20 protein-coding genes and 1 tRNA gene are annotated in these 20,262 nt (G+C 41.0%); 8 read left to right on the plus strand and 13 right to left on the minus strand.

The features are described from left to right. The first annotated feature begins 7 nt into the window (after window positions 1-7). From purD to EJ103_RS14525, 4 genes are all read left to right on the plus strand, one after another. The gene (gene purD, locus EJ103_RS14510; RefSeq protein WP_024031418.1) at window positions 8-1,291 is read left to right on the plus strand and encodes a phosphoribosylamine--glycine ligase; all 1,284 of its coding nucleotides are present in this window, start codon (window positions 8-10) and stop codon (window positions 1,289-1,291) included. 374 nt (window positions 1,292-1,665) lie between these two features. After that, entirely contained in the window at window positions 1,666-4,206 is a 2,541-nt protein-coding gene (locus EJ103_RS14515) for an EAL domain-containing protein (RefSeq protein ID WP_126008314.1), read from the plus strand. 28 nt (window positions 4,207-4,234) lie between these two features. Then, window positions 4,235-5,044: a DUF2797 domain-containing protein gene (locus EJ103_RS14520; protein ID WP_055252638.1), complete on the plus strand. Its 810-nt coding sequence runs from the start codon at window positions 4,235-4,237 to the stop codon at window positions 5,042-5,044. A gap of 2 nt (window positions 5,045-5,046) precedes the next feature. Beyond that, on the plus strand, window positions 5,047-5,340 hold the full coding sequence (locus tag EJ103_RS14525; protein ID WP_029772753.1) for a hypothetical protein: 294 nt from the start codon (window positions 5,047-5,049) through the stop codon (window positions 5,338-5,340). A 48-nt stretch (window positions 5,341-5,388) separates the two neighbouring features. Here EJ103_RS14525 and EJ103_RS14530 read toward each other — a convergent pair whose 3' ends face one another. The 6 genes from EJ103_RS14530 to EJ103_RS14555 form a co-directional block, all read right to left on the minus strand. Further along, the gene (locus EJ103_RS14530) at window positions 5,389-6,306 is read right to left on the minus strand and encodes a histone deacetylase family protein (protein ID WP_126008316.1); all 918 of its coding nucleotides are present in this window, start codon (window positions 6,304-6,306) and stop codon (window positions 5,389-5,391) included. 77 nt (window positions 6,307-6,383) lie between these two features. Beyond that, the gene (locus tag EJ103_RS14535) at window positions 6,384-7,925 is read right to left on the minus strand and encodes a serine hydrolase (protein WP_126008317.1); all 1,542 of its coding nucleotides are present in this window, start codon (window positions 7,923-7,925) and stop codon (window positions 6,384-6,386) included. 11 nt (window positions 7,926-7,936) lie between these two features. Continuing rightward, the gene (locus EJ103_RS14540; RefSeq protein WP_004588639.1) at window positions 7,937-8,431 is read right to left on the minus strand and encodes a gamma-glutamylcyclotransferase family protein; all 495 of its coding nucleotides are present in this window, start codon (window positions 8,429-8,431) and stop codon (window positions 7,937-7,939) included. A gap of 15 nt (window positions 8,432-8,446) precedes the next feature. Further along, window positions 8,447-9,073, minus strand: coding sequence for a LysE family transporter (locus EJ103_RS14545; RefSeq protein ID WP_126008319.1), 627 nt, complete (start codon window positions 9,071-9,073; stop codon window positions 8,447-8,449). Window positions 9,074-9,084: 11 nt separating this feature from the next. Then, on the minus strand, window positions 9,085-9,858 hold the full coding sequence (locus EJ103_RS14550) for a hypothetical protein (protein WP_055252632.1): 774 nt from the start codon (window positions 9,856-9,858) through the stop codon (window positions 9,085-9,087). 9 nt (window positions 9,859-9,867) lie between these two features. After that, entirely contained in the window at window positions 9,868-10,350 is a 483-nt protein-coding gene (locus EJ103_RS14555; protein WP_004588642.1) for a CreA family protein, read from the minus strand. A gap of 168 nt (window positions 10,351-10,518) precedes the next feature. Here EJ103_RS14555 and EJ103_RS14560 point away from each other — a divergent pair, with 168 nt between their 5' ends. Continuing rightward, window positions 10,519-10,848 (plus strand): 5-carboxymethyl-2-hydroxymuconate Delta-isomerase, encoded by a 330-nt coding sequence (locus tag EJ103_RS14560; RefSeq protein ID WP_004588643.1) that lies wholly within the window; start codon window positions 10,519-10,521, stop codon window positions 10,846-10,848. A 112-nt stretch (window positions 10,849-10,960) separates the two neighbouring features. On the opposite strand, the gene EJ103_RS14565 is transcribed toward EJ103_RS14560, so the two are convergent. Further along, window positions 10,961-12,841 (minus strand): methyl-accepting chemotaxis protein, encoded by a 1,881-nt coding sequence (locus EJ103_RS14565; protein WP_004588644.1) that lies wholly within the window; start codon window positions 12,839-12,841, stop codon window positions 10,961-10,963. Window positions 12,842-13,037: 196 nt separating this feature from the next. Then, window positions 13,038-13,991, minus strand: coding sequence for a LysR family transcriptional regulator (locus EJ103_RS14570; protein WP_126008321.1), 954 nt, complete (start codon window positions 13,989-13,991; stop codon window positions 13,038-13,040). Between the two features lie 144 nt (window positions 13,992-14,135). Here EJ103_RS14570 and EJ103_RS14575 point away from each other — a divergent pair, with 144 nt between their 5' ends. After that, window positions 14,136-14,957, plus strand: coding sequence for a DUF4437 domain-containing protein (locus EJ103_RS14575; RefSeq protein WP_126008323.1), 822 nt, complete (start codon window positions 14,136-14,138; stop codon window positions 14,955-14,957). A 732-nt stretch (window positions 14,958-15,689) separates the two neighbouring features. Here the strand turns inward: EJ103_RS14575 and EJ103_RS14585 are convergent. From EJ103_RS14585 to EJ103_RS14600, 4 genes are all read right to left on the minus strand, one after another. Beyond that, window positions 15,690-16,205, minus strand: coding sequence for a hypothetical protein (locus EJ103_RS14585; protein WP_126008325.1), 516 nt, complete (start codon window positions 16,203-16,205; stop codon window positions 15,690-15,692). Window positions 16,206-16,410: 205 nt separating this feature from the next. Continuing rightward, a tRNA-Ile gene (locus EJ103_RS14590) sits at window positions 16,411-16,487 on the minus strand. Window positions 16,488-16,756: 269 nt separating this feature from the next. Next, window positions 16,757-16,915 carry a YqaE/Pmp3 family membrane protein gene (locus EJ103_RS14595; protein ID WP_004587604.1) on the minus strand — a complete coding sequence of 53 codons (159 nt, stop codon included), beginning with the start codon at window positions 16,913-16,915 and terminating at the stop codon, window positions 16,757-16,759. A 65-nt stretch (window positions 16,916-16,980) separates the two neighbouring features. Beyond that, entirely contained in the window at window positions 16,981-17,547 is a 567-nt protein-coding gene (locus EJ103_RS14600) for a BON domain-containing protein (RefSeq protein WP_126008327.1), read from the minus strand. Window positions 17,548-17,863: 316 nt separating this feature from the next. Between EJ103_RS14600 and EJ103_RS14605 the strand changes: the two genes are divergently transcribed. Further along, entirely contained in the window at window positions 17,864-18,520 is a 657-nt protein-coding gene (locus EJ103_RS14605; RefSeq protein WP_126008328.1) for a LiaF domain-containing protein, read from the plus strand. Window positions 18,521-18,590: 70 nt separating this feature from the next. On the opposite strand, the gene EJ103_RS14610 is transcribed toward EJ103_RS14605, so the two are convergent. Continuing rightward, entirely contained in the window at window positions 18,591-19,007 is a 417-nt protein-coding gene (locus EJ103_RS14610; RefSeq protein ID WP_004587607.1) for a VOC family protein, read from the minus strand. Window positions 19,008-19,458: 451 nt separating this feature from the next. Here EJ103_RS14610 and suhB point away from each other — a divergent pair, with 451 nt between their 5' ends. Next, on the plus strand, window positions 19,459-20,262 hold the full coding sequence (suhB, locus tag EJ103_RS14615; protein ID WP_004587608.1) for an inositol-1-monophosphatase: 804 nt from the start codon (window positions 19,459-19,461) through the stop codon (window positions 20,260-20,262).

Genomic DNA, 20,262 nt, shown 5'->3' on the forward strand with positions numbered 1-20,262 from the left:
TTTCGCCATGAATGTATTAGTCATTGGCAGCGGCGGCCGCGAACACGCACTTGCGTTTAAGGCCGCTCAAAACACGAAAGTAAACACTGTATTTGTAGCACCGGGTAATGCCGGTACTGCACTTGAGCCAAAACTAGAAAACGTTGCAATTAATGTTGAAGACCTAGATGGCCTATTAAGCTTTGCACAACAAAACAATGTAGAACTTACGATTGTTGGCCCTGAAGTACCGCTTGTATTGGGCGTTGTAGATAAGTTCCGTGAACACGGTCTCGCTATTTTTGGTCCAACAGCCGGTGCAGCGCAGCTAGAAGGCTCTAAGTCGTTTACTAAAGACTTTTTAGCTCGCCATGCCATCCCAACTGCTGATTACCAAACGTTTGAACAAATTGACCCTGCCCTTGCTTATTTAAAAGAAAAAGGCGCGCCAATTGTAATAAAAGCAGATGGCCTAGCAGCTGGTAAAGGCGTTATTGTGGCAATGGATGAGCGCGAAGCTGAAGACGCTATTCGCGATATGCTTGCCGGTAATGCTTTTGGCGAGGCTGGCAGCCGCGTCGTGATCGAAGAGTTTTTAGAAGGCGAAGAAGCCTCTTTTATTGTTATGGTTGATGGTAAAAACATTTTGCCATTTGCAACAAGCCAAGATCATAAGCGTGCATACAATGGCGATGAAGGTCCAAATACTGGCGGCATGGGCGCATACTCACCGGCACCTGTAGTAACCGACGAAATCCACCAGCGCATTATGAACGAAGTCATCGTTCCTACCGTTGAGGGTATGGCAAGCGAAGGTCATCCTTACACTGGCTTTTTATACGCAGGCTTAATGATTGATGCCCAAGGCACGCCTAAAGTAATTGAGTACAACTGTCGTTTTGGTGACCCTGAAACGCAACCTATGATGCTTCGTCTTAAATCAGACTTAGTTGAACTAGTTGAAGCGGCTAACCGCGAAGAGCTTGATAAAACAACCATTGAGTTTGACCCGCGCGCAGCCGTAGGTGTTGTACTTGCTGCTAAAGGCTACCCAGGTGATTACCCTAAAGGTGATGCAATATCAGGCCTTAAAGTTAACTACCCTGCTGATGAAAAAGTATTTCATGCGGGTACTAAGCAAGATGGCGAAAACGTTGTCACCGCAGGTGGACGTGTATTATGTGCAACGGCACTCGGCAATACCGTTACCGAGGCACAGCAACGTGCATATGAGCTTGTAAAACAAATTAGCTGGGAAGGTATGGAGTACCGCACCGATATTGCTTACAGAGCGATTGCCCGAGAGCAGTAGCCTGTAACTAAATTATTGGTTTAACTTAGGGCCTGTTTATCTTTCGAGATTAAATTTGCAGCAGTGTGTTTGGTATTTAGGCAAGGCAGAGCCTATGTAGTGTGGTTATTCCCCATAAATAGGCGATAACGCAGTATAAATACCAAACACGCTCTGCACGAAGGTTCGTCCTAGGGAAGATTAACTCTTTGTTGCTCGGTTTTTACTTAGCCCACTAGGTTACAAACCTCGCGCCACGATTAAATCGTCCCTAGTTAGAACAAATTTTAATCCTGAAGGATAAGCAGGCCCTAAAAATTTAACTAAAAAAGCGCAGTTTATATGCGCTTTTTTAGTGCTACACTAATTAAAAGAGTTATTACAAGTATACAACGTTGGAAACGAAAACTTTACGTTATCATGCCGCGGCCATAGCCATACTGATTTTCATATTTTATATTATTAGCACACTCGCTTCTAACCTGGTTGTGCCGACTCGCTATACCATCGATAAAACCACGCCTGTATATTTAGACTTTGCCTACTACATAGATGAAAGTAAATCTCACACACTCAACGATATTATTTTAAATCCCGAGCTAATCACCCACCAGCCGTTAACCGATATTCAGTGGAGCTTTAAGCAGCAAAACTATTGGCTATTTATAGACCTTGAAAATAAAAGTTTAGATGCTCAAGACATTGTTGCCCATTTCGATAACCCGATGGTTGATCACCTAAGCGTGTATCGGTTAAACAAAAGAAATGAGCTTATAGAAAGCTATATATTAGGTGATAAAGTAAAGTCTCTCACGCTTTTTCAATATAGCGTACCGCATATACGTTTTGCACTTGAGAGTAAAACAACAGAGCGCTTAGCCATAAAAATAGATACAACGGGGATCAGCAAAACCCCGGTTAATTTGTATCGCCATAAAGAATTTGTTGATTTAGTTCGCTCGCAAACCGGCATTTGGGGCATATTTGCCGGCGTGTTATTAATGGCTGCCCTGTATAATTTAGTGCTTTATTTTGGGATTAAAGACCGCGTTTATTTAGTTTATATAGGCTATATAATTAGTGCGCTGTGTTTAATGGGCATTGTAATGGGCTTTGGCTTTTACTTGTGGCCCCTAGAGTGGCAATTGTACTTACACGAAAAAGTGATTTTTTCAAACTACGCAATGGCCTTTTTTACGCTCGCCTTTTGCACCATGTTTTTGCGCTACCACAAGGACAAATGCTGGCGCTATAAAATGAGTAAAGCGCTACTTATTTTAATATTTTTATTATCAATCACCACTTTATTTATACCCGAATACATTGCAGCACCCATCTTTTTTTGTGTATTAAGCTTGTTATATATTACGTGTGTTATTTTAATTTATAACAAACTACGCACGGGCTTTAGGTGGGCGAAGTTTTACGTTTTTTCGTGGGTTCCCCTCATTGTTGGCGCGGCAATACAGCCATTAGAATTAACGGGCTATTTGGATTATAGCTTTGCGATTCGTCACGCGTTTTTAGTGGCTATATTGTGTGAAGTTATTTTAATGGCTATGGCACTTGCCGATAGAGTGCGCTATCAGCGCGAGCGTGCGCTTTATCATGCTACACATACTCAGCAAACTAAATTACTTAACAGTGCCAAATTAAAACAAGCGTTTATGAGCTTACAAGCACAGGGGCGAAATACCACCTTGTGTTTAATTAAAATTCGCCATTTTAACTCGCTCAATACCATTATTACCCCATCGCAGGGCTACACTTTAATAAAACATGTGGCTAAACAAATAGAGTTAGAGCTTAGCCATGAGCGCGAATTTACCAACCTAGATACAGATTTTAATAACAGCCCCCGCTTAGCCGACTTAGGCAGCGGGGTATTTGCCTGCATATCTACTAAAAACCAAAACCAGGAGTCACTTGAAGGGGCCTTAATTAAAGTTATAAATAGCCTGCCCAAACAATACGAAATTCAAGGCTTAAACTTACAACTTACCTATAACATAGGGATTAGTAGCGCAGCCCACAGTGACGACTTTGAATACTGGACAAAACGGGGTTACTTGGCACTTAAAAAAGCTAAAAGTAATAACGATTTAGTAGTAAGCGCCTCTAACGGCAGTAATATATTAATGGATGTGGCATTGGCCGCTAAATTACAAAAAGCAATTAAAAACAACCAACTAGCGTTGTATTATCAGCCTCAAATAGGGCTAAACTTTAATCAAGTATGTGGCGCTGAAGCGCTGCTACGTTGGCCCGACCCGGCTTTTAAAGGCGTATCGATAGAAGAGCTGATCACCCTTGCTGAGCACACAGGTATTATTAACGAGCTTACCTTATGGGTTATTGAGCAAGCCTGTAAAGATATCGTCAAACTAACCGAGCAAGGCTATAACGATCACCCAATTAGCGTAAATTTAAGTGCTAAAAATCTGTCGATTAAAAACCTAGCCGAAAAAGTCGAAAACATTCTTATAAAATACCAAGTTCCGGCGCAGCTTCTTAAGTTTGAATTAACGGAGTCAGCATTAGTCGAAAGCCACGAAGCGCTTATTTCATTGGTTAATGAGCTTTCTGATTTAGGAGTGCGCGTGGTCCTTGATGACTTTGGCACTGGCTATTCATCGCTAAGTTATTTGGTTAATTACCGCTTTACGGAGCTCAAAGTAGATAAATCGTTTGTATTTGATTTAACGAATAACACCGCCAATAAAGTGATTGTGCAAACCGCTATAGATATGGCACATAACCTAGGGCTATCTATAACCATGGAAGGCATAGAGACCCAAGATGTGCACCACTTATTGAAAGAAATGGGCGCCGACAGAGCGCAAGGTTACCTATACGCTAAGCCAATTCCTCTAGATGACTATTTGTATTTCTTAAAAAGCCAATACAGTTTAAAGATGTTAAACTCCACGTTTTAATATCAACATCTTTAGGGGCCAAGTAAAGATGCAAGGCACTTTGCGTAAATTAAAATCGAGCTTAACAGAGCCGGTTCAATATCATCTTCCTGTGGGCGACAACCTAGTCGACCTAAACGCACTCATTGGTAAAGAGTTAACGCTGACGTTTAGCGGTACCATTTTATGCTCAAACTGTGGCAAAAAAACCAAAAAGAGTTACTCGCAAGGCCACTGTTTTGTATGCATGCGCAAGCTTGCTAGCTGCGATATGTGCATTATGAAACCAGAAACCTGCCATTACGATAAAGGCACTTGCCGCGAGCCGCAATGGGGCGAAGAAAACTGCATGATCCCGCATTATGTGTATTTAGCCAACACCTCTGGGCTTAAAGTAGGCATTACTCGCCATACGCAAATACCGACACGTTGGGTTGATCAAGGCGCCACTCAAGCACTGCCTATTTTTAAAGTGCAAACACGTTTGCAATCAGGCTTAGTTGAGGTGGCATTGGCCGAGTTTATTGCCGATAAAACCAATTGGCGTAACATGCTAAAGGGCCAAAACGAAGCCATTGACCTTAAAGCCGCCGCGGCAGAGCTGATCCCGCAAATTAGCGATAAATTAAACGAGCTAAGCGAGTTATTTGGTGCCACAGCCATAGAGCAACTTGATGAAGACGTGGTTGATTTAAACTTTCCGGTAACAGAGTACCCCACTAAAATTAGCTCGTTTAATTTTGATAAAAACCCAGTAGTAAGCGGCGTGCTGCAAGGTATAAAAGGTCAGTACTTAATTTTTGATACTGGCGTTATTAATGTGCGTAAATTTACCTCATATGAGGTAACAGTAGGGTAACTATGCTAAACAGCTTTCCACAGTTATTAATTGTTTATAATGAGCTTGAAATAGCGCACGATAAACAAGAACAAGAAGCGTGTTTGCACAGCGTTACGCAAAGTGAGCTTAGTAATGTGCGCGTGTTGAACAAGCAAGGTGAGTACGTTGACCTACACGGCGCTGCATGCGCCCCTCTTTCACAGGAGCAGCTAGCGCAACTGGTCACCACTTATTTATTAAATGAAGGGCAATGCTGCCTTGGCAAAATTAAAACCCTTAATACCAAGCAGGCGTTTGATTTACTGGGTTTATAACCCTTAGTTATACCAATTCGCTTAATTAAGTATTATTGCGGATTGGTATTAGTACTCACTAAGCACTTTTATATGCGCTACAGCACTTCTTCCTAATGCTGATAGCGCATAGCCCCCTTCTAGGTAAGATATAACACCTTTGCAGCCACTCTCTTTTGCAACGTCGCATAATTGCTCTGTAAGCCAGCTGTAGTCATCTTCTACAAACTTTAAACTTGCCATGTCATCTTCTAGGTGGGCATCAAACCCTGCACTGATAAATAGCAGCTCTGGCTTAAAGGCTTTTAATTTTGGCAACCATTGGGTATTAAACACTTCTTTTAAATCATCGCCACTACTGGCAATTGGCAAAGGAGAATTAACTATGTGGCTGTTATTTTTTACAGCTGTGTTTGGGTAAAATGGGTATTGAAATAACGAACAAAGTAATATGTTTTCATCGTTTATAAATATGTCTTGGGTGCCATTACCATGGTGTACGTCAAAATCAGCAATTGCTATACGTTTAACGCCTTTGCTTTGAGCATACTTAACTGCTATAGCTAAATTATTAAATACACAAAACCCTGATGAAGCGTGTGCATTGGCATGATGCCCTGGCGGGCGTACAGCGCAAAACGCCGCATCGAGTTTATCTGCGAGTATTTCATCTACAGCCAACAACCCTGCTCCTACGGCGCGCTCTACCGCTTTAAACGAATCAGGGCAAAGCCAGGTATCGCCATCAAGGTTATGTAGCCCCTGCTCAGGGACTAAGCGCTCCACAAGGTTAACTAATGACTCATCATGGGCTAATAAGTAATGCTCACGCTGCGCTTTAGGCGCTTGTAGATGCGTTAAGCCAATATCTACACCACTTGCCAAAAGTCTATCTGCAATAGCGTCTAGGCGCTCTGGGCACTCAGGATGTTCGTCAATCATTTTATGTTTACGGCAATGAGGGTGTGAAATAACTGCAGTACGCATAAACGCTCCTTTAATGTGAGTGCTTAATATAACAAAGCCACCTTACGGTGGCTTTGCGACTTTGGTGTATAGCATCACTACTTAGCTTTTAAATTAAGGTTTCTAAAATCAAAACTAAAGTCTGTTACCGCTGTTGATACCGCGCGCATTTTTGCGCTATTAACACGGTTGTTTGCGCCCATATCAAAACGAATAAACGCATCGGCCTCGAGTAGCTTTTCATCCCACTTAACAATAAACGTATTACCCGTGTAATGCTCAAGCGTGCCTTTTAAGCGTTTGGTATGGGTAAAATCAATACGTAGTTTGCCATCGAGTTGCTCAATAATTACATCGCCGTACCAATCGTCATGTAACGTGCCGGTGTAATTTATATTAGGTAACTGTGGCTGGTAATCTGCTGGGGTGTCGGGTTTTGCATTGGCGTAGGCTTTTTGTTTACTCGCAAAATGTTTTTTAGCCAACTCTTCAACCCAGTCTTTATCTTCAAGCTCAAGGGCATCTTCAAGCACTTCGTGGGTTACTGCCGAAAGTGCACTAAATGCTTGCTGATTAGATAAAATAACAATGCCAAGTTTTTTCTCAGGCAATAATGTGACTTGCGACACCATACCTAAAATGCCCCCGCCGTGGCCTAGCTTTTTAAAGCCGTGGTAATCTTCAATGCTCCAACCTAGCCCATAGCCTCTAAATTGCTGATGATAGGCCTCATACGCACTTTTAGAAGCCATAGAGGTAATATGCGGATGCCACATTTGCGCTTGCTGTTTTTCACTAAATAGTTGCTCGCCGCTTGGCATTTTTCCGCCAGCTAACTGCGTTAGTAACCATTGGCTCATATCGTTTACGCTTGATGCAATAGCCCCTGCGCCTCTAAAATCTTCTAGGTAGTTAACAAAAAAAGGATTGAGCTTGCCATCCATTGGTATGTGGCCAATTGCCCAGTTTTTATTGCTTTTTGGAATACGCGAAAAGCCCGCGCGAGAGTTATCCATATGCAAAGGCTGTAATATATTTTTTTCGATGTAATCGTTCCAGCTCATACCTGATACACGTGCCACCACTTCGCCTGCGGTTACAAACATTAAGTTGTTATAGGCATACTGGCTGCGAAAGCTGCTGGCTGGCTTTAAATACTGTAGGCCGGCTAAAATAGCCTCTATAGATTTATCAGTACTTGGCCAAATCATTAAATCGCCCTGCCCAAGCCCTAAGCCACTGCGATGGCTTAATAAATCACGAACACGCATTTCGCGGGTGACGTAGAAGTCGTACAACCTAAACTCAGGTAAGTGGTCAATTACCCTGTCATCCCAGCTTAACTTACCTTCATCAACCAACTTAGCCAGCGCTGCACTGGTAAACGCTTTTGTGTTTGAGGCAATACCAAAAAGTGTGTCTTTGTTCACTTTTGCATTTGTATTGAGGTTGCTTGTCCCAAACCCTTTAGCAAATACAACTTTATCGTCTTGCACAACCGCTACCGCCATACCCGGTACGTCAAAGCGTGCCATTGAGGTGTTAATAACCTCTTCTAAGTCCGTGGTATTAATTTGTGCCCAACTATTAAAAGTGGCACTGGCAAGCAACGCTAAACTGGCTAATTTGGTGAGTTTCATGATTATCCTTATTATTTTTGGTGCACTGCAAATTCAATATCAGCACGCTCTTTATTTGTATCGGGCTTATGCGGCCGATTAAGTATTGCATCACTGTATTCTTTTGGTACGCCAGCCTCAAGTGCGCCGCGATGAACGTGCTGAATATACCAGTCGTATGGCAGTACATCGTTATCGTGGGTGTTAGCAATATAGCAATGGGCCTCTATTTGCTCCCCATTTAACAAAGTGGGCTTAATAGCAACGCAATCGTAGCCTGGGCCTTCTATGGTATCTAAAATTGCTTTTTCGGCTTCATCAAGTTCATAGACCACGCCATATACCAAGGCGTTTTTGTCATCACTTTTTTGAATACTGCACTTGCCCGAGCCATCTTTAAATAACATATTAAACGTAAGCTCGTAGCCTTTTAGTACAGCTGTGCCAACTCGCTTTGCTTTTGGTAAACGCGCAAGCAAGCGGTTAGAGGACATATTCGATCCAAACGAAAAATTATAAATAGGCATGACTTCTCCCTAGGGTTAAATTACTACACGAATGGCTAAAGCAATTAAAATAACACCTATACCCCGGTCAAACCAATAGCCGCTTTTTTGAAAAAACGCCCGTACACTGGGTTTTGACAACACTAAAGAAAGCATAGAAAACCACACCCACGTAGCCAGAGCCATATAAACCCCATACACAATTTGCACGCTAGTTGGTGTAGTTATACTAATAACTAAAGTAAATAACGACATAAAAAAGAGAGTGGCTTTAGGATTAAGCGCGTTGGTTAAAAAGCCGCGCCTAAATGCATGCCATACGCTTTCTTGTGGGGTAGTTTTGTTTTCTATGTTGTCTGTTTTATTTAACGGTGGTTTGGCAGCCCTTAATGCTTGTATGCCTAAATAGGCTAAATACGCCCCCGCAACATACTTTAATGCCATAAATAAATTAGGCGATTGCGTTAAAATTAGCGCAACCCCTAATACGCAATATCCTACGTGTAATAAAATAGCAGCGCCCACACCAGCGCTTGTCCATAAGGCGTTACGCCTGCCCTGCTGTATACTTTGTTTGAGCACCACGGCAAAGTCGGGGCCTGGGCTGGCTACTGCAAAGAAGTGGGCGATGGCAATCAATAAAAATTCGTCTAAGTAGTTCACAAGTATCCGGTTTAAGTTGGTGCATAGGCAAGCAATAGCGGATTAGCAGAGTTATCAACTAATGCTTTGATCTCTTTTTGGGCTTTTTTAAATTGGCTGCGCAAATGTGGCTTTAAATGTTTTTTAGAGTCACGATCGTTTTTAAAATAACTAATCAGTGCGTGCATAAATACGGTATGAGTTTCGCTTAGCTTCGCTTCACGATTAGCATAAGGGTTATAGCACGAGCCACACCCGCCTTTAAATTGATACACAGTGTTGCTCATCATTACCCCAAACCCTAAAAAACAGGCCAGCGCATCTGCCGCTTGTGGCAAGTAGTCTTTACCGCCTGGCGGTAACACCCCAACATGATGAATTAATACAGTAGCCAGCGTGCCGGCAAAGCTAGCCACTAAATCTTGCGGCTGATTAATTTGATTAGGATTAAATGAAATATTAATCGTGTGGCTTGGCGGTACAATAAGTTGGCTTTGCTCTCCGCGTAAGTGTTCAGCAAATTCAAAATGCGGAAATACTTGCGGCTGTAACTGTTGTGGCGCAACTAATTGTATTGGCCACGCACTCATACCTGCGTAATCACGTACTCGTACAAATACCTTAGTGGCCATTTCCTCAATACTCGATACCGAATCAGGAAAATGCGCCACCGTTGGCAATATTATTTGCGTGTGCTTGGTAAAAAATGCGGCATCAAAGTGCTCTACCGCCCAAATAAAGGTATCAATTAGCCACTGCTGCTCGGCTTGTTCTAGCAGCGGCTTTGATTTAAATAACGCTAACATAGTGTGCTCTTATTTTTGTTCAAGTGCCCAGTTCCAAGCTTGTGTATTGTATAAAGGCACAGTTGAAAGTGCGTGGTGGTGGCTGCCGCTCGACTCTTTAGTCGAGTACGATAAGTACAGTAATGTGCGGTTTTGTGCATCGTAAATACGGCGTACTTTTAGCGATTTAAATAAAATACTTTTTGATGACTTAAACACCACTTCGCCCGACTTACTGCGATCTATTGCTTGTAACATATCGGCTGTAATTGGCCCTGTTTGGCGACACGCAATAGACATATCAGAGGGATCTGAAAAATCTAAGTCGGCCTCAATATGGCTAATATGGCACGTAACCCCTTTTACTAGTGGGTCTTGCTGGGAATTTACCACTACATCTTTAGTAGTAAACAGCCCTAAGCTCACCGATGCAACATCATCTGAGCAGGCACTTAAGGTAACCACTGCACTTAATAGCACAGCTAAACGTTTAAAGCGGTGTGGTAATTTCATATTAATCCTTAATTTTGCTTTATAAGCGAAGGTTCACGTGACTGTTTTTATACTACCATCAAAAATTAATACAACTAAATTTAGGCCATTGAGGGGTTAGCGCACAGTTCAGGCTTTGGTACAATTATACGTACGCCCACGTAGTAACTCATAATAGGAAACGCGTAAATGCCGCACATTATTATTGAACACTCTGAAGATCTTCCTGTATTACCGCAAGTACTTGTTGAAAAAGTGCACAACGCGACTTTTCAAAGTGGTTTGTTTGACTTAGAAACCATTAAAACCCGCGCTATTGCTTATCAGCAATACCAGCTAGGTGAAGGAAAAGAAGGGTTTATTCATATTGCGGCGCATATCATGGCCGGGCGCTCTATTGAACAAAAACAAATGTTAAGCGAGAGCTTGCTTGAGTGTTTAAAAACTTATTGCCGAGATTCTGACAGCTTAAGCGTTAATATTTACGACATTCAACACGAAATTTACCGTAAAAATTAACCCTTTTAAAAACGCGTTGTTATTAACCTAAACTTTGGATAATAAACCTCTTAACCAAAGCTTAGATTAACTAAGTTACAACGCGTTTTTTAGCTTAATGTTGTCACTTTTTTTAAAGCGTAAACTTACCCAGTAAGTCTTTTAATATATTCGACTCTTCATTTAACCCATTGCATAGCTGCTCTGAGGTTTTCATATTTTGTTTTGTTTGCTCAGCAGAATCAGAAATCATCACCACATTTTGACTTATTTCTGAGGTAGCCAACGTTTGCTCGCGGGTGGCTGTTGCCACTGAGCTATTTAGCTCACTTAGCGTAACAATTTCTTGGGAGATACCCGTTAAGGTACTCCCCGTTACTTTTAAACGTTCGGCGTTTTCTAGGGTATTTTTACTGCCAAGCTCTATAGCCGACACCGTACTTGAAGCCTTAGAATTTAACGTGTCTATCATTTCGTTAATTTGCTCGGTCGACTCTGCAGTACGCATTGCAAGGGTTCTTACTTCATCGGCTACAACGGCAAAACCACGACCGTGTTCGCCTGCCCGCGCGGCTTCTATGGCAGCATTGAGCGCCAGTAAGTTAGTTTGCTCCGATATTGCTTTAATAACATCAAGCACCTGCGTAATTGACTTTATCTCTCCTGAAAGCTCAGTTACCGAGGCAACCGAGGTAGCCATGGCGTTTTCTAGCTGCTCCATTTGCTTTATCGTGCTATTTACAAACTCCACCCCTTTATGAGTCGCTTCTTCTGTTAAAGTCGCAATGTCAGAGGCGTTACTGGCACTGTTTGAAATGTCTTGTACGGTTACTTCCATTTCGTTAACGGCTGCCGCCACCGTTTGCGTGCTAGATGATTGTACCTCGGCCAAGTTAGCCGCGCCTTGTACTTGTACTAACACATTTTCTGAAATGCTTTTAACATGGTTTGCTGAGTCCGACACTTGCTTAAACATGCCATGTAGCTGCTCTAAAAATAAATTAAAGTTAGCGGCAAGCTCTGATATTTCGTTGTTATCGTTAGTAGGCAGCCTTACGGTTAAATCGCCATCTTTTTTAGTTAACGCGCTCACTGCAGCGGTTATGTTTTCAATGGGTTTAAATATTTGCGACACTAAAACTCTGGCCAGGGCAAAGCCAATAATGGCAATGATCACACCAAATAATAAATTGCTATTAATGGCACTATTTATTGGCCCGTATAACTGCTGCTCGGGCACTTCTGCCACTAAATGCCAACCTAATGACTCAATAGGCGTACTCGACACAACATAATCTTCGCCTGCCATTGTTTTACTAATAATGGCACCATTTTTTATATCGTTAATATTAATTTTTTGACCCATTTTACTTCTGTCACTGTGAAGCATTACCTCACCTTCATCAGAGACCAAATACACCACACCGGCTTCGCCAATACGGTATTCGTTAATTAAGTTGATCATAGAATCGAGCGAGCGCCCTACGCCAGTAATGGCGGTACGCTCACCATTAATTTGCAGTGCATAGTTAATAAAAACCACCATGCTATTTGTGGTTTTATCTATATCCAGTGCTATTTCAAAGGGTCTGTTAGAGGATAGAAACTGATCAAACCATACATCTTCGCTTCTATCTATCTGTCTAGATATGCCAATATCGGTGTAATAGTTGTTGGTATTTTTGGAAATTATATACGCAATAACTGCGTTGTTATCTTTTTTAATACTGGCTAAATAATTAATATAATCGGCTCTTGCTTGCTCACTCTCACCGTTGCTTAGCCACTGTTTAACAAAGCTGTTTTGCGCAATTTCTTTGGCAACAATTATAGGAGTGGCAAGTTCGAGTTCAATTTTGCTTTTTACTTCACTCAATGCGGTGGGTAGATCAACCTTTGCGAGCTTTTCATCGGTATGATTTTGAATACTATTTGAAAATAAAAATGTAGAAACCGCTAACGGCACAACAATAGCCAAAATAAGACTAATATAAACTTTTTGTTTAAGTAACATACAATACCTGTAAATGGATAAAGGACTTAACTAACACTTGCTTAGAATAAATATAGGATCAGCTGAGCAATAAGCCCAATAATTAGAAAAAATAGAACATAAAAGAAGAGCGTGTATTTTAATTTAATCCACCACAGGAAAGCGAATTAAATTTTAAAGGCGCAAGGCTAGCAACACTAACCTCGCGTAAGGTGCACTAGGGTGAATCGGGCCACTCTTGCTCGTTAATTATACCTTGCGCAATCAGGTTTTTTCTTAATTGGCTAATCGTGTGTTTTAACTCGTCACGAATAAGCCTAATGGCAGGCGTTATAAGCTGGCGGCTAGGCAGTACTAACCACATTTCAGTGAGGGGGATTTTGTAATCGGGTATTAACCTTTTTAGTCTGCCTGCTAATAAATCTTCAGCTACATCAATGGCCGATTTTTTGGCTATCCCGGTGCCATCAACACACCAACGCCTAACTATATCGCCATCGTTAACGGCGCGATCGCTGCTCATTTTAACCTTGTATTTTTGGTTATCGTTATACAGCTCCCACCCATCATGCACTACCTCGTAGAGCTTATATAAAAGGGCATTATGATTCAGTAGGTCATCTGGCGTTAACGGCTCACCGTGCTTTTTAATGTAATCAGGCGAGGCGCATAGCACGTGTGCTATGTTACAAATTTTAAAGCCGTATAAATTTAGCTCCTGTGCGGCTTCTTTAGTTAAGGCGCGCAGCGCAACATCAATTCCATCACGGTAAAAATCAGCGCGGCTGTCGCTTGCTTGTAAGCGCAGCGTCACTTCGCTGTGTTTATCCATAATATTATTTAGTAATACCCGCATAAGGTTGCGCCCCATTTCCGATGACACTGCTATTCGCACTTCACCACTAATAGATTGCTGTTCCTCATGAATAAGCACTTGCCCTTGTTGCAATAAACCGAGTGCCTGCTGACACAGAGGTAAATACCGTTCCCCTTCAGGCGTGAGGCGTATTTGCCTTGTTGTGCGCACAAATATTTGTGCCCCAAGCGCCTGCTCTATACGCTTTAACGAGACACTTGCAGCCGATGAGCTCATATCTAATTGATTTGCAGCAGCTGTAATTGATTGCAGCTCAGCCACTTTGAGTAATACTTGTAAATCAGCTATTTTCATCAAACCCTCTTATTGCATAAACCAGCATGCGTAACTATAACGTTATTATCCACGTTTTTGCGAAAGTGTATTTAACTTATGCCCATTTATTGACTGAATTTTAAGCCGTACTATAGCGCTATACCAACTTAACGGAGCTTTTAAATGAAATTTTTACTAAACGCATCAACTCTTGCACTGGTTGCAACACTCATATCAACGCCAGCCTCTGCAGAGCAAAGCGCATCAAAAGTTGTTGCTGCAAGCAATATTGACTGGGGTTACTTAAACCCGCTACGTGGTGATAAAAGCCCTGGCGCTGCAGATTTATGGGGAAACCGCACAACCGACACTGCAACAGGCATGTTAGTACGCTTTAAAAAAGGCTTTGAATCTCCGCCGCACATTCACAACATTACCTACCGCGGTATCGTTATTGAAGGGCAAATGCATAATGACGACCCAACAGCCGAAAAAATGTGGATGCCAGCGGGTTCGTTTTGGACACAACCAGCAGGTGAAAACCACACCACTGCAGCCAATGCTGAAACAAATTTAATTTACTTAGAAATCGACTCAGGGCCGTACTTAGTTAAACCAACTAATGCCCAGTTTGATAATGGTGAGCGCCCGTTAAACCTACATGCAGACAACATAGTATGGTTAAACAGCAGCGATTTAAACGACATTAAAGCCCAAGGCGTTCAAACAGCCTACCTTTGGGGAAGTACAGCCGATATGAACGGCTCAATGATTAAACTTCCTGCCGGCTTTAAAGGTGAAATAAAAACAGATGCAAGCGAATTTCGTGCTGTTGTTATAGCCGGCGCCGTTGAGTACAACTCAAGCGAGCAAGATAAAGCGCAAAACCTAAGCGCAGGCAGCTATGTAGAATCAACCGGTAACTTTACCCACACGATTGAGAACACTAGCGACAAAACAGCCACTATTTACATTCGTACTAACAGTAAGTACCAAGTAAATTAATTGGTTAAAGCCTCTAGCAAGCCATTGCTAGAGGCTACTTATTCACCTATTTAAATCTTTATATGCAAATCCAGCCATCGCCTTTCGATATTAAAATACAAGCATAAAAGAAACACTGGATGTTAAAAATACGAAAAAGAGGTAATCGAAAAGTCTCGTGCCTACACTCCAGCCAAGCTCACGCAATCAGTGAACATCAAACTAGAAAAATAATTTACCTACACAAATAGCCCACGCAGCAGGGTTAAGAGCCCATGAACTTTTGACAATAGCCAAAATATCAGAGCGTAAAGCTGAAAGCCGTCCAGCGCTAGATAGTAAATGGCTTGGTCGAGAAGGTAGTATTTATACAGTGAAAGGCAAAGGCGGTATAATTCGTGATGTATTAATACCTAACGCATTAGCTACACAGCTAAAACAAAGGCGCTTAGCACAGCCCATAACGGTTCGTGATAGGGAAATTAACTATTTGCAACGTTATGATATTGGTGGCGGTCATAAATGGTCATGCTCATTCTCAAAAGCATCTAGTCGCACACTCTTCTTTTCTAATGGCGGTCATGGCCTCAGGCATAGCTACGCACAAGAGAGAATGGCTGAGCTAAGGAGTTTCGGTCTAAGGAGGGCAATAGCTCTCGAGACAGTATCGCAAGAGCTAGATCATTTCAGGGCTGAAATTATTGAAGTTTACTTGAGATAGAAATTCAGACCGTTAAATACACTTTTGTTTCGTTAAGTTTTGCAGAATTTTAAGTCTTTAAAATCTATTTCCTTTTTTTTCATTACTTTTGCTGACTCAAAGAAAATAAATAGTTTTTTAGATTTATTACTATCAAGAAGTTCCTTTTGCCCCTTCAAACTGAGAAAAGCAACTGATGTAGAATTAGGCTTTACCTCTCTATCTTCGTGCAAGAGATTAAATTTTTGGTTTGTGGCTGTAAAGCCACTCAGCGTATTGCCTTTAAAATCAGCTTGTAGCCTCCGATTCACTTGAGAAATCAGTTCCAAATCTAAAAATTTTCCATCTTCACCAACTACACCAAACCCCTTCACAAAACAACTGGTCTGTCCCGTATTTAAAATAGTAAGCTTTAACGCATCGGCAGGCCCATCAGCTAAAGCCATTAAAACAACACTATAGTCAATTTCAAATTTAGGCTTACCCCGCCTGTAAGTAAAAGTTGCAAGGGTTGCTCCATACAGCGCAACTGTAAACATTAATATGTCTTTGATTAAAATAGTATCCATACCTGTCCATCCATTTAAAAATTAATTGTTCATTTCTAGCTTAAAACTTATAACACATCTTATGTAAAAATTATCAACATGAAATAAAACTTAAGATTCATGATAAACAATCCATCTTCTATAGTGAAAAGTAGCACAGAGGTAGCACAGAGGTAGCACAGAGTAATTTAGGTTAGTAGATATTTAATTGGAAAGCTTTGAAAAGTGGTGGCCCCTCCCAGACTCGAACTGGGGACCTAACGATTATGAGTCGTGTGCTCTAACCAACTGAGCTAAGGGGCCAACTTTGTATAACTACGAGGTAGTTAATTTTTGAAGCGTTTAGCCACTGAGCGACTAAAGCGGGTTGCAGTATAAAAAGTTTTTTAAGGCTTGTCACTAGCAAAAACCTTTATTTTAACAATCAGTAAGCTGACTGCTTAAATAGTAATCTTTTTGCATGCGAATAGGCAGGAAATAACAGAAAAATAAACGCAGAAGTATGTAAGCCGCTTTTTTACAATTTTAATAACTATAAAAAAGTGGCCGGCTCACATTGAACACACCACACATTATTTTTTAGCAATAATGTAGATAGCGTGAATTAAACCAGGGAAGTAACCCAGTAAAGTTAGTAAAATATTTAGCCAAAAGTGCATACCTAAACCAACTTGTAAAAATACACCCAGTGGCGGTAATAAAATCGACAATATTATACGAATGATATCCATGATATAGCTCCTTTAAAAATGACAAGCAAAAAGCCCAGCTAAGCTGGGCTTTTTAGTATAGTGTATTATTCAGCAACAATAGTTAGTTCATCTACTACGTCACGAACATCTTCAGCATTTTTAGCAATTTTTACTGCTAACTGCTTTTCAGCTTCTGTTTCAACAGAACCTTTAAGTTTTACTATACCGTTGTCGGTATCAACGTCGATATCTGTACCGTCAACTTCTGAGTCAAATAAGAAACGTGTAGTAATTACTGTGGTGATTTTAGCGTCAGTTAAGTCGTTATCGTCATCATCCATAGTGTCACGATCTTTGTCGTCCATATCCATGTTTTTCACAACAGTTAGGTTGTTTTCTACATCAGATACGCCATCTAGGCTAATTACAAGTTCTTCAGCTAGCTCTTTATCAAGGTCGCTGTCTACTTTACCTGTAAGTACTACCTTGCCATTTTTTACATCAGTGTTAATGTCAAAGTTGTTTAGATTAGTGTTCATAAGAAGCACTGTTTCTGCCTTACCATCAATCCAAGCATCTTTACTTTCATTTTCCCAAGTGCCCGCTTGAGCACCCATAGCTGTAGTACCTAGAACTAAAGCCGCAATCATAGATTTGTTGAATGTTTTCATAATCTTTCTCCTTTTGATTAAAGACACTTTTATATATGCGAGCTTTAGGCCAACTTTATTAACACTTTAAATTCATGAAGTTAGCTATTTTATTGGGTATAAATAAAAATACCTCCGAGTAAACATTTACAGGCTATTAGGTAAAACTTTCTTAAGTGGTGAAAATAACGATTATATTGCTGTTTTGGTTAATCTATCGTTAATATATAAATTAAGCGGAGTTATTAAAACAATAAACCATTGATATATAAATAGTTAATTTTTGGTACACCACTTGCTATGTACTGTGGTAACTCATATAAAAAGGATTATTCCCATGTCTGTAAAAATAGAAGACCGCCCAATAGATCAAGTTCGCGAACAAGTGATAGACCAACTTATTTATAACTACAGCCATGGTGTTATTTCAGCTGAAGCCTTTGAAAGGCGCTTAGACAGTGCAATGGAAGCAACCGATAATATCGCGTTACTTAATTTAGTAGAGGATTTAACCCTTACAACAGATACCCAGTACAGTGCTCAAAAGCAAACGCAATTTGCCCCTAACTACAGCGCCCAACAAACGGATGAAGAAAACTTAACACTGCGAAGCATTTTAGGCTCAAGCGAGCGTAGCGGCCAATGGGTGGTGCCTAAAGATATTTATATTCAAAACTATATGGGGTCGATTGTTTTAGATTTTACTGATGCCATTTTTGCCCACCAACATGTTACCGTGCATGTAAATTGTATTTTTGGCAGCGAAGAAATTTACGTACCAGAGCACGTCAATGTAGTTTCTAAAATGTTTTGTATATTAGGTAGTTTTGAAAACAAAACGGTGTCGCTTAATAAGCGCCAAGGCCCCACAATTAACCTCGAAGGTAAAACAGTTTTAGGCTCGGTGGAGGTAAAAGTTAAACGCACCATTAAAGAAAAGTTTGTGAGTTTTGCTAATGATTTAAAGGCCCAGCTTGGGGTGAGTAATAAATAATACGGGTAAAAACACAATGGGTAGAAAAGCCATATTATGCGCTTTTCTACACCGTTAGTTACTGCCTATTTTATAAGTCGTTATTACGCTCGCTTGGAATGTCACTCATATACTGCACAAACTCAACCTCGAACCCTGCTGGGTCTAGGTAATATACGTTTTTTCTAAATGGGTTTTCTGCACCCTCTTTATCAATGCTAAATCCGGCGTGTTTTAAGCGCTGTATAACAGCGTCTAGGTTGTTTGTAACGTAGGCAAAGTGAGCCAGCCCGACTTGATGCCCTGCCAAATCTCTGTTTTTATGCTCGCCATTATCGCTTATAGCAATGTAGTGATTATCGTCGCCAAAATGTACCCAGCGCTTAGGTTTACCATACCAAGTGTTATGCCCTTCACTTCTAATTGACCAATAAGGAAAGGCTGCTTGGTAAAATTTAAGCATGGCATTTATATCGTTTACTACTAAATGTACGTGTTCTAATTTCATTATTATTTACCCTAGTTGATTGCTTAAACACAAGATAAAACCTCAAGCTAACTTTAGGTAAAGCACTTTTTTTACTTTTTAGTATTATTGGCGTGTATTGCCCTTGTAAGATTAATTTTTACGACAGTATGTTTGCTAGCAGGACGCGGAAGCTTTGCCTACATGGATGTAGGTAAGGGGCGTGAGCAGGACGCGGAAGCTTTGCTTCATGGAAGTTATTGAACTCCCAAGGCTTCGCACTTCGCGCTGTGATTAAGTCGCCCTTTGGTTGAACAAATTTCAATCCATACACGCCAACACGTCTTAGATACGAATAAATTTACATGCATTTCAAGGCCGTACAAAAAACGCACAAAAGTATTTAGGGTTTATTGTTTACTTTATGGCAAAAGTCGCTAAAATACGCCGGCTTAAATATATAAACGTTCTTTTACAACCCAAAGGTAATACCATGCATCCAATGTTAAACATTGCGGTTCGCGCTGCGCGCAACGCAGGCAAAATTTTACTTCGCGCAAGTGAAGATTTATCAAAAGTTGAAATTCAACAAAAAGGCACTAACGACTTAGTGACTAACATTGATAAAGAAGCCGAAGCCGTAATTCGTGATACAATTTTAAAATCTTACCCTGATCACTGCATTGTTGGTGAAGAACTAGGTGAGCACAAAGGCAAAGATGCAGATTACCAATGGATTGTTGACCCGCTTGATGGCACAACTAACTTTATCAAGGGTATCCCTCATTTCGCGGTTTCTATCGCACTTAAAGTAAAAGGTCGTTTAGACCAAGCTGTAATTTACGATCCAATTCGTGGCGAGCTTTTCACTGCATCTCGTGGTCAAGGCGCACAGCTAAACAGCAAGCGTTTACGCGTTACTAAAACCGTAGAATTAGCTGGTTCAATCTTAGCAACAGGCTTCCCTTTCAAACAAAAACACCACTTAGATGCATACACAGACGCGTTTAAAGCATTGTTTACACAAACTGCTGATATTCGTCGTGCAGGTTCTGCAGCACTAGATATGGCATATGTAGCTGCGGGCCGTGTTGATGGCTTTTTTGAAATTGGTTTAAAACCGTGGGACACAGCAGCAGGCGAGTTACTTGTAAAAGAAGCTGGCGGCATGGTTGTTGATTTTGCAGGTGGCGTTAACTACAACAATAGCGGTAACATTATTTGTGGTGCACCTAAGCTTACTCAAGCAATTATCCGTGAAATTCGCCCAGTATTACCTGAAGCGTTACTTCGCTAA

The organism is Pseudoalteromonas sp. Xi13, from assembly GCF_003952205.1.
Lineage (GTDB): Bacteria > Pseudomonadota > Gammaproteobacteria > Enterobacterales > Alteromonadaceae > Pseudoalteromonas > Pseudoalteromonas atlantica.

Coding starts and splice junctions, on each gene's coding strand:
- EJ103_RS14535 (WP_126008317.1), bottom strand. CDS start 7,925: ATGAAACTCACCAAATTAGCCAGTTTAGCGTTGCTTGCCAGTGCCACT.
- EJ103_RS14610 (WP_004587607.1), bottom strand. CDS start 19,007: ATGAAATTAGAACACGTACATTTAGTAGTAAACGATATAAATGCCATG.
- EJ103_RS14560 (WP_004588643.1), top strand. CDS start 10,519: ATGCCGCACATTATTATTGAACACTCTGAAGATCTTCCTGTATTACCG.
- EJ103_RS14530 (WP_126008316.1), bottom strand. CDS start 6,306: ATGCGTACTGCAGTTATTTCACACCCTCATTGCCGTAAACATAAAATG.
- EJ103_RS14575 (WP_126008323.1), top strand. CDS start 14,136: ATGAAATTTTTACTAAACGCATCAACTCTTGCACTGGTTGCAACACTC.
- EJ103_RS14565 (WP_004588644.1), bottom strand. CDS start 12,841: ATGTTACTTAAACAAAAAGTTTATATTAGTCTTATTTTGGCTATTGTT.
- EJ103_RS14555 (WP_004588642.1), bottom strand. CDS start 10,350: ATGAAATTACCACACCGCTTTAAACGTTTAGCTGTGCTATTAAGTGCA.
- EJ103_RS14550 (WP_055252632.1), bottom strand. CDS start 9,858: ATGTTAGCGTTATTTAAATCAAAGCCGCTGCTAGAACAAGCCGAGCAG.
- EJ103_RS14520 (WP_055252638.1), top strand. CDS start 4,235: ATGCAAGGCACTTTGCGTAAATTAAAATCGAGCTTAACAGAGCCGGTT.
- purD (WP_024031418.1), top strand. CDS start 8: ATGAATGTATTAGTCATTGGCAGCGGCGGCCGCGAACACGCACTTGCG.
- EJ103_RS14570 (WP_126008321.1), bottom strand. CDS start 13,991: ATGAAAATAGCTGATTTACAAGTATTACTCAAAGTGGCTGAGCTGCAA.
- EJ103_RS14525 (WP_029772753.1), top strand. CDS start 5,047: ATGCTAAACAGCTTTCCACAGTTATTAATTGTTTATAATGAGCTTGAA.
- suhB (WP_004587608.1), top strand. CDS start 19,459: ATGCATCCAATGTTAAACATTGCGGTTCGCGCTGCGCGCAACGCAGGC.
- EJ103_RS14585 (WP_126008325.1), bottom strand. CDS start 16,205: ATGGATACTATTTTAATCAAAGACATATTAATGTTTACAGTTGCGCTG.
- EJ103_RS14600 (WP_126008327.1), bottom strand. CDS start 17,547: ATGAAAACATTCAACAAATCTATGATTGCGGCTTTAGTTCTAGGTACT.
- EJ103_RS14605 (WP_126008328.1), top strand. CDS start 17,864: ATGTCTGTAAAAATAGAAGACCGCCCAATAGATCAAGTTCGCGAACAA.
- EJ103_RS14540 (WP_004588639.1), bottom strand. CDS start 8,431: ATGCCTATTTATAATTTTTCGTTTGGATCGAATATGTCCTCTAACCGC.
- EJ103_RS14595 (WP_004587604.1), bottom strand. CDS start 16,915: ATGGATATCATTCGTATAATATTGTCGATTTTATTACCGCCACTGGGT.